Source organism: Vibrio sp. ArtGut-C1, from assembly GCF_002105475.1.
Classification (GTDB): domain Bacteria; phylum Pseudomonadota; class Gammaproteobacteria; order Enterobacterales; family Vibrionaceae; genus Vibrio; species Vibrio diabolicus.
The window spans coordinates 49,207-65,528 of sequence record NZ_NCTH01000018.1 but is presented as its reverse complement, the minus strand read 5'-3'; the positions used below and the strand labels follow the sequence as shown (position 1 = coordinate 65,528).

The window sequence follows — 16,322 nt, the reverse complement described above, 5'->3', positions numbered from 1 at the left end:
CGCGTTAGCTAATGGTTTTGTGTTAACAAGTCACGCCGACTGAGCTAATTACTTCGAGTTAACTAATTGCAATCGCGTTATGGCACGCTAATAACGGACAACTAGATGCGACAAAGAATCGGTGCCGAGCACCTAAAGGCACCCATAACCAATCAAGAAGTCGAAGGCGCGTTAGCAAAAGCTGAGCGCGCTGTGAATGACCTTTCCCAGTTGCCAGTAACATGGCTGGATTTCTGTAATGAAAAGCTGTCCATTGCTTCTGAAAGTATCGGGTTTTTAATCAGGCAGCGAGTTCAAATTCACAAAAGGGGTTATCCAAGTCGTGAGTTGGAGTATCTCAAACTGATCGAACGCCAAATTGAAGAACTGGAGCAGGTGTACTTGTCGTTTTATCGATTAGCGCCGGGCTTACTCCATCAATTAAGAAGCAAAGAGCCAGAAATCTATATCTGGCTCATGTTACAAGGAGAGCTAGGTTCAGATCTTGATAACCTTTTGTGTGGACTGAGTTTGCTCGAAGATATTGACGCTAAAACTGCAATGGTCGTTGCCGTGCAATCTCCGGTTGAATCTATGGATAGCACGCTTTCGGAGCTTATTGAGGGTAATGCGACATCCAGTGCGTTTTACTTTGAATGCTTACGTGTACGTCAAACACTAAGCGTCTCTCTCATCAAGCGCTGGAACAAAGCCAGCATCATTAGCTCTCATGTTGCTTTGCCACTACTCGCTTTACAAGACGTGAAAGAGGGGATTGATTGGCTTAATGACAATGAAGGCAGCGAACAATATCTATTTGAACGCTTGATTACCAAACGTGACAGAGGCACTTGGTTCCGTCAGAGCTTTGGCATCGAACCAAGTGGATTACCATCAGCGCAAGTGCTCACTTATGCCAAGTTGCTTGAGTTAAAAGAGTTTGAGGCGTTTGATATCTCTTCTCCATTAGCACCTGTTGATTTTGCTCTGAGTGGTGATTGGAAGTTGATGCCCCCAATCATCGAGCACTTGGAAAGTCTGGAGGAAGCGGAGGGTGAAATTTGGCTTCAAGCCTTGTATGTCGTCTACGGAAAACTTCTTCCTCTGACTCCGCAAGATGCTGGTGTCGAGTATGAATGGGAAGATATCGTCGATCTTCTCAATGAGTGGGTGGAAGATGAAAAATATATCCAAAATCTACCAAGCCGCTTGGGTTACGCATTGAGCTTCGAGTCTACGTTAGCTGCGATGCAAGATGCTAACGTTGATGTGCTGTTCCGCGATTGGCTATGGCGTCAACTCTGTATTCAATCCAGAGCCTACGTGCCTTGGGATATGGCAATGCCGACTCATCAACAAGACTGGAACTTTAACAATTTAAAGGCCGCACCTTCTGCGAGCGAACGATTCAACTTAAGGAATAGCAATGCAGTTATGGGATATTGAGGCGCACCCTGAGCTATCACTTAAAGGTCGTTTTCAACGTGACGAAAACGGCGATGAAGTCTGGGTTGTGGTCGCCAAACGCACATGGCAGTTCGATGGTGTGGTTTGGCACGAATTAGGTGAAAGTGAAATCTTCGATGATCCCCAATATTTGGGCGAAGAAGGCTTCTCTGCGATGAAAGTTGACCATGAGTTCGCGTATACTAAAGACAACACAGATGTACTTGTTTACGGCAAAGCGCGCAGCTACGCGAAAAAGCCAGTGACATACCAAGAGTGTCGTGTGCTGATTGATGGTCATATCGATAAGAGTCTCGCTATTCACGGGGAACGCGTATGGGTTGAGCATGCTGGCAGTATCACGCTGAGTAACCCAGTCCCATTTATTGAAAAAGACATTGATTACACTTGCGCGATTGGTGGTGATTTACGCAACCGAATTGGCGGTGGTATTGCCGATTCCAACAAAGAGTTGCTTGAGCAGAAAGTGCCCTCGGTTTTTTATCCTCGAGAGGACTGGAGTGCCACCGCGAAAAAACTACGTGTTGCGGGTTTCGGGCCCGTGCCTCCTTTCTTTGAGTCGCGCCAGAAGCTGGCCGGCACGTTCGATGACGATTGGATTGAGAACCGCAAGCCAATGTTGCCACTCGATTTTGATAAGCGTTTCTTCCAAAGCGCGCCTATTGATCAACAGTGCAAAGGCTTCCTTCGTGGAGGAGAGCGTTTGATGATGAGTGGCTTCTGCCATGATGACACGCTTTCATTCCGAATTCCTAAAGAGAAATATCGCGCAATCGCGACGTTCAAAGACAACAGCTACCAAGCCGATATGGCGATGTACACCTTATTCGTGGATGCTGAAAAGAAAACCATATCAATCAGTTACACCGCTGCGTTTCCTTGTCAGGGTAAAGAGCATTTGTTGGTGTCGACATCGATCACTAAGTTGGAAGAGGTAAGTGAGCATGCATAATTCAACAGGCCGTTACGTGCTAGGTATGGAAGTGATGACGCCAACCGGTATGAATTTAGATATTGCCAGTGCAGTTTCGTATGCTGATTTAGGAAGATTCGACCAATGTGTAGGGGATGATGGTATCGAGCGTTTTACTTACGCAAAAATCGAATACACCAAAGAAATGGAACAGTTTGAGAAAACGTGTGAGTTAATAACCCACTTGCTTGATTCATTGTTGGAACAATTGCCGCGTTCTTTAAAGCCGATTCCGTTACTTATAGCGGTGCCTGCGTCTATTTCACTAGTAAAGGTGCAAGAATGGCTTGGTGAAAGTAACTATGCTGAATTTGTCTCTGTGGTGAATGCCGTTCATGCCAGTGGGCCTAGTTTCGTTCTCCAGGCCATGAAATCATTGGATAAATACGATGCCATGATGTGTATCAGTGTCGATTCCTTGGTGAATTCGATGCAAACACTCATCGACGATGCGATGGTAATGAGTACGAATAATCCATGGGGCGTTATTCCGAGCGAGGGTGGGGCAGGTTTAATTCTTTGCCGTAGAAATACCATAGAGACATTGAAACTTAAGCCTCAAGCGCAACTTGGCTATATTGATACGGAATTAAATACTTCAGACCGAAGAGGTATGTTTCGACTTGTTCAACGTGCGAGTAAAAAGCTCGATTTATTTGGTGAAGTGTATTCCGATATGACGAACCTTCGCATGCACACGGAAGATTACGGCTTTGCTCTGGGGGCTAAAGCAGAACGGTTCACGAATCCAGAACAACCGCAGCTTATTAACGAATTGTGGGGCACGTTGGGCAGTTGCTCTTCTCTAGCCTTAATCGCCTTTGCGGTCAGAGGTCGCCATTTTAGACAACCAACCACGTTGTTAATGTTTGACTTTCATGGTGACAAGGGGATTCTCCAGTTGCTGCAATGTTAGTAGGCACTCATCGATCAAATGGCAATGAAAATACACTCATATTATTAGGTTTACGTTTGTATCATGAAAAAGCGTATAACTGATGCAGTGAAAGCGTAAGTAAAAAACTCTAATAAGTTAGTAATAATAACTAAAATAATAGGCTTACTGTTTGTTTTAAATACTAGCCTTGATACAAGTATGTTCAAGAAAATATTATTCAACTCTAATAATATTTATTCTATGAAAGAGTACTAAGTGTCTAATAATCAGAGTACAGCCAAAGGATATATCGATCAGTTGGTTGTGAAAGCTATTGAGAAAAAGAAACTGAATGAGCAAAGGCTAGCAGAAAAAAATAAGCCAAAGCTTGAGTACGTGCTTTTTTCACAATTTGATGTATTAGACAAGCTTCCCTCTAAAAATGGTAAAACAACCGTTTATCATCTCGCAAAAAAAGGGCAGCCAGAAAAGCAGATCTGTTGCAAAGTTATCAATGATGACTCGTCAGAATTTGCGAGTAAAATGTTGGTTAACGAAGCGAGTCGATTAGAGCTTTCCCAACATCCTAGCGTGGCTAACTTCATAAAAATCGGCAACGAATTCGAACGCCCATATTTGATGTACGAGTGGATCCAAGGTGAATCACTGGCAGAAAAGATGGAGCGTCATTCTTCTAAAGGTTTCCGCCACGACCATATCGCTTGGTTGGTATATCAACTCGCTGGTGCCTTAGAGTTTATGCACACAAGAGGCATCTGCCATCTTGATATTAAGCCATCCAACGTGCTAGTGAGTGAAGGCGATTACGTTAAACTCATCGATTTCGGTGCTGCTCGTTATATTGGAGAAACGGAACCTTACGCAGAAGCAAGCTTGAACTACGCTTCACCTCTTTATATCGAAACTGGCATCGCGGAACCGCAAGATGATGTTTACTCCCTTGCTTTGCTCGCTGGACATTTATTTTTGGGTTCAATATTTGGTGATACTTGGAATAAACAATTAAAAGACCGAAAGCGTCCTGCATTGATCCCGGCTCATATTTGGAAGTTGTTGAAACAAGTCATCAATAAACCAAGAGGGCATGGCTATACCGCTATTTCTTTCGCCCAGCAGTTAGCACGAATCGATACTCAATCGATTAACTCAAATTCTAACGCACCAATTTTCAGTAGCTTGCGTAATGCGGATCTTCTGCTTACACACTGTAAGTCGAATGATAAAACAGCGTACGGACGCTTCAAACTATTGGAGGCGAGTTTAGTGTTGAGTGTGGTGGCAATGACAGGAAGTTATTTGTATCAGCAAAATTCGGATGCATTGGATGCTGTTTTTGCCAAAGAAACGACACCTTTAAGTCACACAATCACGCCCACAGATACTGCTTCTTTTTTGGCTGAGCCGCCATGGAAAATCAAAGAAGTATTAGCAAAAACTGAGCAGAGCGTTGATACGACTGAAGCCTACCGAGAAGCGTATCGAGTTCAGCAACTAAGCCTTTCGGGTTTATATAATGAAAAACAGACTCAGTTGAAGTCTTACCAAGCTTTAGCTGATGGACTACCACAGACACTAGTGGATTTACGCAAGGAGCTTGTCACGTTGCGAGAGGAACTCGTTCGTGATGGTGCATTGTTTCCTGATGCGGACGAAACGCTGACTAAAGTGATGTCGGGTTTGAATGTCGCCTCTGTTGATTCCATGAAAGTATCTGCCATTGCTGGCAGTCGTGATAAGCAGATTGCTCACTTAATTTTAGATGGTGAAGCTAAGCTCGCAGAAGAAGAAATGAAAGAGGCGTGGTTATTAAACCAGTCACAGGCATATTTCTATAGCCAAATCTTACCAAAGAGAGTGATGGAAAAAATTAATGACTCCATTGATAAACATGCAGAAGCGCACTTTTATACCAAAGCGATTGAAGAAGCTGAATTAGCCAAAGACTACTTTGGTAATACGCCAGAACTAGAAAAAAAAATAACAGACTTAATCATCGCAAGAAGCGAATTTATTTTGTTTAGTACGGTGATGGAGCAATCCATTTTCGACAAACAGAAATTGCATGAGTCCCTTGCTGATTTAGAACGAAATGCGCCAAGAAAATTTACAGAAATCACAAAAATTCTAGATAGCATGGCGTCGGATGCGATTAATCAGAGTCATCAGTTTTCTAAGCCTGCAAATGGTGCCATTGCCGTAGCTCGTGCATTGAGAGACTACTTGACTGAAGGAGATGCGAATTTTGTCCAACATTGATACTGATCACCTTCTTAAACCGATTTCTGATGAATCTCCTGCGGGTAACGATGCTCGTTACGAGTTTTGCTATGAAATGATGGAAGCCGAGGTAAAAAAGTTCGGCTCTCTATTTGGCGAAACAGTCGACTGGAATGTAGTAAAAACCAATGCGATGGAAGTGCTCGAGCATCATAGTAAAGATTTAAAAGCACTTTGCTATTTAGTAAGAGCGCTTGCCGAGGAATCTGGGCTCAAAGGTTTTGAGCAAGGTCTGAAACTGATTAATGAGGCGTTAGCTTGCTTCGGTAGTGATCTTTACCCGTCACGGAAACGCGGTAGAGACGGAGCGGTGGAGTGGTTGAATCATCAATTTAAATTGATGAGCACTAAGCTTGCGGACAGTGCGCAATCTTGGGAATTAGTTTCAGGCTGTATTTCGGCGATTGAAGAAGTGCAGCGTCAGTACGACGATGTTTACCAAGACTCCGAAGCTGACTTCTTTGAGATTCGCACGCAGCTCAATGTTTTATCTCAACAAGCAGCTGCCGATGACCAGAGCGATGACTCAGTCGCTACCATCGAACAAGCGGCACCAGCTACGCAGCCTGCCGCGGTAGAAACGCCAGCACAGAACGATGTTCAAACCGCTTCAGCGAAGACGGTTCCGCCGGCCCCTAAACCTGCGCCAGTTAAGAAAGCCGTAGCAAAAGAAGTCGATGTCGATACAGATTTCTCATCGCCTACGGCTTCAAAACGCACGTTAAAAAAAGTCGCGGAAGTCATGCTTCATGCGAATCCAAGTGATCCGCTGGCATACCGAATTTATCGCCATCTGACTTGGGATGACATTGATGGTCTTCCTGATCATCAAAACAACGAAACGCCATTGAGCTTGGCGGTGTCTTCGGATCAACAGGCGGACTATCGTGACAAAGCTAATCAAGAAAGCGACATCGACACGATCAAACGCTTGGAGCGTACGTTAACCGACGCACCATTCTGGCTGACGGGGCATCACTTCGTGTTCTCGATGCTCAATAACTTGGGCTTTGATGATGCGGCAATCGCAGTAAAGCAAGAAGTGAAACGTTTTGTTGATTCATTAGAGGGCATTGAACACCTCTCATTTAAGAATTCTATACCATTTGCAGATGAAGCAACCTTGAGCTGGTTATCGACTCAAGATGCAACTTCTTCAACTTCTCAACCTGTAGTGCAAACAGTTGTGATCTCTGAAGAAGATTCGCTGCCGATGGAGGATATCACTCTAGAAAACCTAGGGGAATATGCCGCAGAACTTGCCCGCAAACTTGAGCTGGATAGCTCGGGACGTGGACAGTTTATGCTGTATTTACAATTGATAGCAGCTTACCAGTCTGTTGGATTATACCCATTGTGTCTGCCTTATCTTGAGAAGGGTTGGGAAGTACAAAAAGCGTTTAATCTCGCGAGCTGGGAACCCCACTTATCGTCACAGTTAGAAGACCTGATTCGAAAAACACTCCATCAGTTATTCAGAAGTAAGGATCTTTTGCCTGAGAAGTATGAAGAGTGGCAAGCAATTTATGACTAATTAAAGAGTTAAATAAGGAACTAATTATGTCACGTGACGGCTCGGTGGCTCCTAAAGAGCGAATTAATATCCGTTATGTTCCAGCAACTGGTGATACGCAAGACGACGTAGAACTGCCGCTGAGCATGATGGTGGTTGGTGACTTTACTGCACGTGCAGATGAGACGCCTATCGAAGAACGTACTCCAATCAATATCGACAAAGACAACTTTAACGAAGTGCTAGAAGGCATGTCTCCAAACGTTAAAGTGAACGTTGAAAACCGTCTTTCTGACGAAGAAGGCGGCCAAATCGGTGTTGACCTAACGTTCCAAAACATGAAGGACTTCTCTCCTGAAGCGATCGCGAAAAGCGTACCTGAGCTGAACAGCTTGCTTGAGCTTCGCGAAGCGTTGGTTGCATTGAAAGGCCCTCTAGGTAACGTTCCTGCGTTCCGTAAGAAGATCGCATCGGTTCTTCAAGACGAAGAAGCGAGAAAGAAACTGTTGGATGAACTAAGCATTGGCAACGACCAAGAAGCGAAAGAAGAGTAAGGGATATCATGTCTGCAGAAGCACAAGCTCCAGAACAAGAAGCAGCCTTAGTTGAATCAGGCTCACTTCTGGATAGCATTCTTAACGAAACTCGTTTAAAGCCAAGTGATGAAGGTTTTGACGTTGCAAAACGCGGCGTAGAAGCATTCATCAGTGAGCTACTAAGCAGCTCGAACACAGAGAAAGTAGACCAATCTTTGGTTGACTTAATGATCTCTGAAATCGATCAAAAACTGTCCAAGCAAGTTGATGCGATTCTTCACAACGAAGAAGTTCAAGCGATTGAGTCAACGTGGCGTGGTCTTAAGTACCTTGTTGATCACACTGACTTCCGTGAGAACATTCAAATTGAACTGATTTCTGCGAAGAAAGATGAAGTACTTGATGACTTCGAAGACGCTCCAGAAGTGGTGAAGTCTGGTCTTTACAAACAGATCTACACACGTGAATACGGTCAATTTGGTGGTAAACCAGTTGGTGCTGTTATCTGTGATTTCGCGATGTCAGCGTCTTCTCCAGATATTAAGTTGATGGAATACATGGCGAACGTGGGTGCTATGTCTCACGCACCTTTCATCACGTCTGCTTCGGCTAAGTTCTTTGGTCTAGATAGCTACGAAGAGCTACCAAACCTGAAAGACCTTAAGTCAGTATTCGAAGGTCCACAATATACGAAGTGGCGCGGTCTACGTGAACACGAAGATGCACGTTACCTAGGTCTATGTACGTCTCGCTTTATGCTACGTACGCCTTACTCAGTAGAAGATAACCCAATTAAGGCGTTTGACTACGATGAGCAAGTAACAGACAGCCATGACAACTACCTATGGGGTAACTCTGCGTACGCGATGGCATCAAAAATTAGTGAGTCTTTCGCTAAGTACCGTTGGTGTCCAAACATCATTGGTCCTCAAAGCGGTGGTACTGTGCATGACTTACCGGTTTACAACTTTGAAGCCATGGGTCAAATCGAAACTAAGATCCCAACTGAGATTCTTGTTTCTGACCGTCGCGAGTACGAGCTAGCAGAAGAAGGCTTCATTGCGCTAACCATGCGTAAAGGTTCTGACAACGCGGCGTTCTTCTCTGCAAACTCTGTTCAAAAGCCGAAAGTGTTTGCGAACACGCCAGAAGGCAAACAAGCAGAGATGAACTACAAGCTAGGTACTCAGCTTCCTTACATGTTCATTATCAACCGTTTAGCGCACTATATTAAAGTGCTACAGCGTGAGCAAATTGGTTCGTGGAAAGAGCGTTCAGACCTAGAAATTGAACTGAACAAGTGGATTCGTCAATACGTTTCTGACCAGGAAAATCCGCCAGCAGAAGTCCGTGGTCGTCGTCCACTACGTGCTGCTAAGGTTGAAGTATCAGACGTAGAAGGCGACCCAGGTTGGTACAAAGTATCAATGTCTGTACGTCCTCACTTCAAGTACATGGGTGCAAGCTTCGACTTGTCTCTAGTTGGTAAGTTAGACCAATAACCCATTGCTGAAACCATAAAGCAGCCAGTAAAGACTGGCTGCTTTTTTCGTAGGAGTGAAGATGGAAAAAGGTTATCGCCTTTTAGAGCGTATTGAGCTTGGTGAACCCAAAAACTGTTACGAGAAAGTCGTTTCTCACAAGCATTTGATTGAATCTATTCATTCTCATCTCGCAGACTTGCTGAATACCCATTCTGGGAATGCAATGATCGACAATGAGTATGGTTTACCAGATTTTAATGACGTACTTTCTAACAACACGAACCTAGTTCGCCACATTCAAAAAAATATCACGTCAACCATAGAACGCTTTGAACCGCGACTGTTGAATGTCGAGGTTAATTACCGTGAAGATCACCATAACCCGCTACAACTCGGCTTTGGTATTCGCGGCGAAGTTTCCCATAACGGCGGTAAAGTCCCAATGTCGATAGACGTCTACATGGGAACCGACGGCCAATTTAACGTTTAGTAGGTGCCACTTGAGTAACAGTAAATACTTTCAAGATGAACTCACGTATTTGCGTGAGTCGGGTAGTGAGTTTGCCAAATATCATCCGAAGTTAACTCACTTTCTATCTGAGGGAACCTTTGACCCAGATGTCGAACGACTTCTCGAAGGTTTTGCCTTTCTGACAGGTCGAATCCGCGAAAAGATTGATGATGAACTGCCTGAGCTGACGCAATCTCTGATGACTTTGCTGTGGCCACATTACATGCGTTCGATTCCGTCTTTGTGCATTAGCGAACTAAAACCGCATACCGGAAGTGTTACTGAGAAAACCGTGGTGAAACGTGGCGCAGAAATGGCGAGTGAACAGGTAGAGGGCACGCAATGTTTGTTCCGTACTTGTTACGACGTCAATCTATACCCAATTACGATCACTAACATCGAACAGACCAACAGCCGCACCAGTTCGATGATTGATGTGACTTTATCGACGGAGCATGGCCTTGAACTGTCTCGGATCGGTTTAGACACGCTGCGATTACACCTGCATGGCGAGATTCATATTACTCGAACTGTCTTCTTATGGCTGTTCCGTTACCTAGATTATGTCGAATTAGATGTTGGTGGTGGTTACAAACATCGCTTAGGGCCAGAATACGTTAAGCCAGTTGGGCATGAAGAGGACGAAGCGCTCTTGCCTTACAGCAAAAATTCATTTGCAGGCTATCGTTTGCTGCAAGAATTCTTCTCTTTGCCAGATAAGTTCATGTTCTTCGACATTAAAGGCTTAGAGTGGTTAAAAGGCATTCCACAACGTAGCACGGTCAAAATCAAATTCCACTTTAAGCGTGCATTACCGTCAGAAGTGGTGCTTAAAGATAAACACTTGAAATTGCACTGTACGCCTGCCGTTAATTTATTTGAAAAAGATGGCGATCCAATTCGTTTAGAGCACCGACGTAACGAGTACAAGGTACGTCCGCAAAGCAACACTCAGGAGCATTACGAAGTCTATTCCATTGAGCAAGTGGAAAGCTGGAGTAAAGACGAGCGTCGTCGAAAGTCTCTGATTGAATTTGAATCATTTGAGCATCAAATTAACCAACGAGATAAGCGCGAGTTCTACAAATCTAAAGTCGCTGAGCGTGTAAGCGGTAGAGGCCTTGAACGCTACATATCATTTCATACTCATAATGGGGACATTGCGGAACTGGGGACAGAAACGGTACTCATGAAACTGCAATGTAGTAACGCAGATTTGGCGGAACGTTTGTCAGTGGGGGATATCACTTACGCGACTCATAAATCACCGACCTATGCGACGTTTAGGAATATTACCAAGCCCACTCAATCGGTCAGTCCGCAAGTGAATGGTGAGCTTCAGTGGCAGCTAATTGCGAATATGTCACTCAACTATTTATCGCTGGCAAATATTGATGTACTTAAAGTACTTCTCTCTACCTATGATTTCCACTCTCGAGTTGACAGACAAGCGCACCGTGCATCAATTCATCGACTTGATGGGGTTATCTCTTCGGAAATGAAACCAATCGACCGTGTGTTTCGTGGCGTTTCGGTACGCGGCAATCAGTTTAAGTTGGTCACCAATTCCAAATTTTTTGTCAATGAAGGCGACATGTTCTTGATGGCAACGGTGCTTAACGAATTCATCCGTTTGTATTCGAGTGTGAACTCCTTTACCGAACTGGAAGTGTTTGATGAAGCGACAGGCGAGGTTTATAACTGGGCAAGTCTTATCGGACAGCAGACGATACTATGATTAATACACTTTCTGATAAGTCGAATGAGTTTAGTTTCTATCAAGCAGTCTTGCTGCTAGAGAAGCATTATCAACTAGAGCCGAACTCTAACTTTGTCGCCGTCGGTGAGAACAAGTACTTCCACCAAGAACGTATTGAGTTCAGCGTTTCGCCAAACTTATCTTTTCCAAAGAGCGATATGGACTTTATTGCTCATATGGAGAGAAATGGCCAGCAGTATTCTAGAGTCGAAACTAACTTTCTTGGCTTGCATGGTTCAAGCTCACCACTTCCTGCTTCTTATACTGAGAAACTGGCAGGGCGAGATCCCGAAGACAATCCGGTAAAAGATTTCTTTGATTTTTTCCATAATAGGTACACCAGTTTGTTGTATCGGGTTTGGAAGAAATACCGATATCACGTGCAGTACCAAAGCGGGGCAAGTGATGCCTTCTCTGGACGTATTCTGCACTTGGCGGGCCTATCTAGCGTAATGCAAGATAGTAAGGTCGCAGAGTTAGATCGAGCGAAAATACTGTCTTATGTAAACCAACTTTCTACGCGTACGCGTTCGCCGAAGCTGATTTCCGGTATTGTTTCGCATTACTTCTCGTTGCCTAGCGTGCGCATTGAAGAGTGGGTATATCGCCGCGTAGAAATCGCAGAAAGCCAACGGAATAAACTCAACCGTGCTAATTGCATATTAGGGCAAAATTTGCACTTAGGACAAAGTATTGCGGACTTAAACGGCAAATTTAATCTTTGCATCGACAGCATCGATTTTGAAACATTTAAGCAGTTTTCCTACGATGGTGAGTTACACAAAACACTGGTCGGCCTAATGCGTTTCATTTTGCGTGACCCGATGTCGTGGGACTTAAAGTTGACAGTTAACTTAGATAGTATACCAGAGAATAAGCTAGGTAATGGGGAAGGGAACCACTTAGGACAAACATTCTGGTTAGGTAACCCAAGTGATAAAGATGCCAAAATCCGAGTTATCGGAAGCATATAAGAAAGCCGCTCTACGAGCGGCTTTTTATGTTGTCATCAAAAAGGTCAGAAAAGCTTAACGGCTGATCGGCTGGTGAAGTACGACGGTAGTATCAAGCCTTTGAATCCCGTTAAATGACTCAATTTCGTTACAAAGATGATGAATAGACTGCAGATCGGGCGCTTCAATTAGGGCAATAATATCAAAGTTGCCACCAACAACGCTTGTTAAGCGAACCTCAGGGATTTCTTTAAGCGCATTTGTTACATCATTTTTCTTACCCTTTTCACAAGATATCAATAGATAGCTTGCGGCTTTGCGCCCTTCGTTTTCTACACGAATTTGTGCGGTATAGCCTTTGATAATACCGGTCTTTTCTAAACGATTAATCCTTTCTGCTACTGCTGTACGAGACAAACCAATGTTTCGAGATAGATTCGCAATAGACTCACGCCCGTTTGACAATAGACTTGAAAGTATTTTTCGATCTAATTTATCTAAACCTTGTAAAGTCATGTTTGAAATCATGTGTTCTGCCTATTTTGTTTTTATATTGTTATTTAATCGACTCTGGGAGCGTAAAGTTATATAGCTCAGCAAGAGTGAATGGGTTTTTCTGCGTCAATGGAGTGATGCGTAAGCTTAAGTCCCTCCCTGACACTTTTATGTCACTGACAAAGCTGCCGTTATGAGTGTTTGTCAAGGTCGAGTCACCTAGCAATCTGTATATCGCCCATTGACCACTCTTATTTAAAACGTGCTGTCTACCTTCGTCGGTTACATCCTGGAGTGTGATACTAATATTGAAGTCACCATTTTGCGGTGGCCAGGCCATTTCACGAATTCGGCTTGGACCGTGGTAGTAACTCATATTGGTATCTGCAATTTTTAAACTGGCTCTAATTGCACTAGAGTCAAGGTCGAGTACTCTTGCACTAAACGGAATATGAACTCGGTTGGTGCTTTTATTAATTAATGTATCTCGAATGACATTATAGTTGCGTAGTTGCACTAGCAGAGCTGGAGAGATTGGCATCGTCTCACCATCTACCTGCTTTGGCGTCCACAAGTTCGTATCGTAGAACGGTGCAAAGTTTTTCTGAATAAATGTGTCTAACAAGCCACCTGAAGCAAATAGCAATTCGAAATCTTCAATTGAGATTTCCTCGGTCGCTGTTAGGTCAAATGGATATTTCCCTAATCCAATCTCTTTAAACTTGGTATAAATTTCACTGTACCACTGAGTTTGGATGCCTTTTGCGGACTCTGTAATCATTACTGACCAGCTTTGCTGAACCACATCTAGTAACCAGCTGCGAACGGGTTCTGGTGATTTTTGTGCAATCTGTTTAAGCTTGATTAATGGGTCCGCCTCAGTACTGTTCATTCGATGCTGTGCTGCTGCTAGCGCCGCCATTTGTGGATCTGGCGCGTCGGCGATGTCTTTCATGTAGGTGCGAACACGACTCAACGCTGCAACGGTCTCATCCCAAGGAGTAGGGGAGTTTGGTGTCTCACTCACTTGAAGCTGGTTTAATAGGTGAAAGGCTTGCTCAACACGTTGCATTAGCAAGTAATCAGGCTTTACCACTTCTTCTACAGCATCTGATGCCGAATCTGCTGCTGCCGCGAGTTTCGGGTCAAGTTTTGAAATTAGAGCGCTTTTTTCGCCAACGGGTGAAAATTGTGTGTTGGCATAGACCTGCTTCAATACCGTTGTCATTGGTGAAGAAGGGCCAGAGATTAAGTCTATCGCGTTGGTCAGGTCACCAACGTTGTCATAGTTTTGGACTTTGAGCTCACTCAGCGCATTACGCCAGTTATTGATGTAGTCATCAGTATATTTTTTTCGCACTTCTTCTTTAAAGGCTTCTTGCTCTTCGTTGGTAGGGATGACATGTTGCGATAGACCTAGAACCCAGTTGTCGCTGATTACTCGTTGTGACATTAAGTCCACGCGTGGTCGATAAAAGGTGCTAAAACCAGTGGAGGTATAGATCTTATCGACGATTAAGCGTTCGCTATCGATTGGCGTATTAAATACATTGCTAAACTCAAAACCGACGGCTCGTTGCAGATCTAATGTTCCTAAATCAATAGAGCTTGCTTCGTTTAAAATGCCTGCATACACGAGGTCGACATTCGAATTTGCAAGTAATGAGCGACGTGTTGCGCGAACAAGATCCATGTTGATATCGATTGGAGCAAATTGTGTGCGAAAGTAGGCGTCTAAGTAGCGCATGGCCTGATCAACGACGTCACTTTGGTTACTCAAATCACTCATCATTTGGAGTGTTTGATGACGTAAAAAACGGATATCACGCTTAGATGGATCGTTAAGCATTAAATACCCCTTCAATAGAGGTAAAGCGCGCGTGAAAGCGTTTTGATTTTGTGCCAATTGTAGGCGGTAACCTTTCTCAATCAGAGGTATTAGCTGCTGAGCGACTTCCTTAAGTAACGCTTCGTAGGCAATGCGAGTGCTTTGATCCAAACGGCTAATATTGAGTGGTAATATTTCCTCATCTAAAGCCTTAGAACCTTTAAGCCATGCCCCATAAGACGGTTCTATCGCTTTGGTTGCATTTTCTAAAAGCTCACTAAATCTTGCATCGTGCTCTGCTTGTGATTTGTCATCAATACTTAGTAGTTGATTCATCACATGTAAATTACTGTCTAACGTAGTTGCAAAAAAGTAACCACCGCCAGCAAGCAGAATAATGGAGCCGAGTATGGCTAACCGGCTTTGTCTCTGAATTAGACGAAGATACGTCTTGTTTTCTCCCGCAAAATCGCTTTCAGGCAATATTTGCGAATCAATCAGAAAGCGAGAAAAATACGGTGTTTCCGTCAACTGGGTATGCTCAGAGGCGATAATTGGTAAGTTGAAGTAGTTACTACAACTTTTTGCTAGTAAATTGTATTTACGACCGCCTTGTAAACTTGAGCTAAAGAAAATTTCACGGATATCTAGCGAATAAACACCGTTGTTAACATCACACAGACGCTCAAGGACATAGCTGACTTCAGACTGACATAGCTCAAACTGCTTAGGGAAAGCGAGAATTGCCTGTTTCTCGTCGATATCTGTTGAGTTAGCTGATGCATCTAGCGCGTTACTTTCAAGCACTTTAACTAGATTTCGGTAGCTATCACGGTAGTATTCTGAAAAAACACCTTTGGCCTCTTTCAGCGGGATAGAAAGGAACTCTACACGTGTCTTAAGAGAGCTAAAGTGCATGTATTCTTTAAATCCATCTAACTTGTCTAGCTTCGACATAATTAGATAAATGGGTAATGCTGACGACGTTTTAGAGTTGATAGTGCTCAAGCGCTCCAATAACGACGAAATAGTGTACTCTTTTTGTTCTGGCTCAGAGACGATCATGAACTCGAAGTCGATAAAGAATAAACAGCCAGAAAATGGTTTTCTAGGTCGGTGGCGAATCACTTCTTCGATGAATGTATTCCATAAAGAAGCATCACTGCTTGATATTTCTTGAAACACTAAGCGTTGGTCTGGTTTGATGTACACAGCGCTGTCAGATTCGTACCATTCAAAAAAATCATTCTTAGCGGTTCTCGTGCGATCCATTGGTTTAATTGCACTAGAATTAAATAAAAATTGACGTCGCCCTGCCCCTTTATTACCAAGCATCAGATAAATTGGTTTCTTGCCTGAGTTAGCAAGAAGAGGCTGGATAACCATAGAAAGAGCTTCTTCCTCAGTTTCCAAATTTTGAGCTTTAGCGCTGTTCTTTTTTTTCAACCATAGTGTGAATTGAAAAGTGACGTAGAAAATGGCGATAACACCAAGGCTCAGCCAAAGATACAGTTTATCTGCATCTTTTAGAAAAAGAAGATAAATAGCGGTAATGGTTATCGCCACTAAAAGCGTTAATATAGTAGAAATCACAACTGGATTTCTAAACAGTTTTTGTTTGAACATAAGCCTAAAACTTCTTTAATTGT

The 16,322-nt window shown here is 43.6% G+C and carries 12 protein-coding genes; 10 read left to right on the top strand and 2 right to left on the bottom strand.

Annotation, left to right across the window (positions count from 1 at the left end; all coding sequences use genetic code 11):
• The first annotated feature begins 105 nt into the window (after nt 1–105).
• The 10 genes from B7360_RS15705 (at nt 106) to tssG (ending at nt 12,371) form a co-directional block, all read left to right on the top strand.
• Nucleotides 106–1,425: a hypothetical protein gene (locus tag B7360_RS15705; protein ID WP_085343951.1), complete on the top strand. Its 1,320-nt coding sequence runs from the start codon at nt 106–108 to the stop codon at nt 1,423–1,425.
• Nucleotides 1,406–2,398 carry a DUF2169 domain-containing protein gene (locus tag B7360_RS15700; protein WP_085343950.1) on the top strand — a complete coding sequence of 331 codons (993 nt, stop codon included), beginning with the start codon at nt 1,406–1,408 and terminating at the stop codon, nt 2,396–2,398. The genes B7360_RS15705 and B7360_RS15700 overlap by 20 nt, the downstream gene beginning before the upstream one ends.
• On the top strand, nt 2,391–3,335 hold the full coding sequence (locus B7360_RS15695; protein ID WP_085343949.1) for a hypothetical protein: 945 nt from the start codon (nt 2,391–2,393) through the stop codon (nt 3,333–3,335). Before B7360_RS15700 ends, B7360_RS15695 begins: the two co-directional genes overlap by 8 nt.
• A gap of 237 nt (nt 3,336–3,572) precedes the next feature.
• Entirely contained in the window at nt 3,573–5,573 is a 2,001-nt protein-coding gene (locus B7360_RS15690; RefSeq protein WP_085343948.1) for a protein kinase, read from the top strand.
• Nucleotides 5,560–7,128 (top strand): type VI secretion system protein TssA, encoded by a 1,569-nt coding sequence (gene tssA / locus B7360_RS15685; protein ID WP_085343967.1) that lies wholly within the window; start codon nt 5,560–5,562, stop codon nt 7,126–7,128. The genes B7360_RS15690 and tssA overlap by 14 nt, the downstream gene beginning before the upstream one ends.
• Before the next feature lie 26 nt (nt 7,129–7,154).
• Nucleotides 7,155–7,661: a type VI secretion system contractile sheath small subunit gene (gene tssB, locus B7360_RS15680; protein ID WP_045377053.1), complete on the top strand. Its 507-nt coding sequence runs from the start codon at nt 7,155–7,157 to the stop codon at nt 7,659–7,661.
• A gap of 8 nt (nt 7,662–7,669) precedes the next feature.
• Nucleotides 7,670–9,145 (top strand): type VI secretion system contractile sheath large subunit, encoded by a 1,476-nt coding sequence (gene tssC, locus B7360_RS15675; protein WP_085343947.1) that lies wholly within the window; start codon nt 7,670–7,672, stop codon nt 9,143–9,145.
• A gap of 61 nt (nt 9,146–9,206) precedes the next feature.
• On the top strand, nt 9,207–9,617 hold the full coding sequence (gene tssE / locus B7360_RS15670) for a type VI secretion system baseplate subunit TssE (RefSeq protein ID WP_005392634.1): 411 nt from the start codon (nt 9,207–9,209) through the stop codon (nt 9,615–9,617).
• 10 nt (nt 9,618–9,627) lie between these two features.
• Nucleotides 9,628–11,376, top strand: a complete 1,749-nt coding sequence (gene tssF, locus B7360_RS15665; protein WP_006741090.1) for a type VI secretion system baseplate subunit TssF — start codon at nt 9,628–9,630, stop codon at nt 11,374–11,376.
• A complete protein-coding gene (tssG, locus tag B7360_RS15660; RefSeq protein WP_006741089.1) occupies nt 11,373–12,371 on the top strand; it encodes a type VI secretion system baseplate subunit TssG in 999 nt (332 codons plus the stop codon). The genes tssF and tssG overlap by 4 nt, the downstream gene beginning before the upstream one ends.
• A 54-nt stretch (nt 12,372–12,425) precedes the next feature.
• On the opposite strand, the gene B7360_RS15655 is transcribed toward tssG, so the two are convergent.
• Nucleotides 12,426–12,878, bottom strand: a complete 453-nt coding sequence (locus B7360_RS15655) for an Lrp/AsnC family transcriptional regulator (protein WP_005373369.1) — start codon at nt 12,876–12,878, stop codon at nt 12,426–12,428.
• A gap of 28 nt (nt 12,879–12,906) precedes the next feature.
• The gene (gene tssM / locus B7360_RS15650) at nt 12,907–16,299 is read right to left on the bottom strand and encodes a type VI secretion system membrane subunit TssM (RefSeq protein WP_085343946.1); all 3,393 of its coding nucleotides are present in this window, start codon (nt 16,297–16,299) and stop codon (nt 12,907–12,909) included.
• Nucleotides 16,300–16,322: the final 23 nt, after the last annotated feature.

Excerpts from the sequence above, each read along its gene's own strand:
- B7360_RS15705 (WP_085343951.1), top strand. The coding sequence starts at position 106 with ATGCGACAAAGAATCGGTGCCGAGCACCTAAAGGCACCCATAACCAAT.
- B7360_RS15655 (WP_005373369.1), bottom strand. The coding sequence starts at position 12,878 with ATGATTTCAAACATGACTTTACAAGGTTTAGATAAATTAGATCGAAAA.
- B7360_RS15700 (WP_085343950.1), top strand. The coding sequence starts at position 1,406 with ATGCAGTTATGGGATATTGAGGCGCACCCTGAGCTATCACTTAAAGGT.
- B7360_RS15695 (WP_085343949.1), top strand. The coding sequence starts at position 2,391 with ATGCATAATTCAACAGGCCGTTACGTGCTAGGTATGGAAGTGATGACG.
- tssB (WP_045377053.1), top strand. The coding sequence starts at position 7,155 with ATGTCACGTGACGGCTCGGTGGCTCCTAAAGAGCGAATTAATATCCGT.
- tssM (WP_085343946.1), bottom strand. The coding sequence starts at position 16,299 with ATGTTCAAACAAAAACTGTTTAGAAATCCAGTTGTGATTTCTACTATA.
- tssE (WP_005392634.1), top strand. The coding sequence starts at position 9,207 with ATGGAAAAAGGTTATCGCCTTTTAGAGCGTATTGAGCTTGGTGAACCC.
- tssG (WP_006741089.1), top strand. The coding sequence starts at position 11,373 with ATGATTAATACACTTTCTGATAAGTCGAATGAGTTTAGTTTCTATCAA.
- tssC (WP_085343947.1), top strand. The coding sequence starts at position 7,670 with ATGTCTGCAGAAGCACAAGCTCCAGAACAAGAAGCAGCCTTAGTTGAA.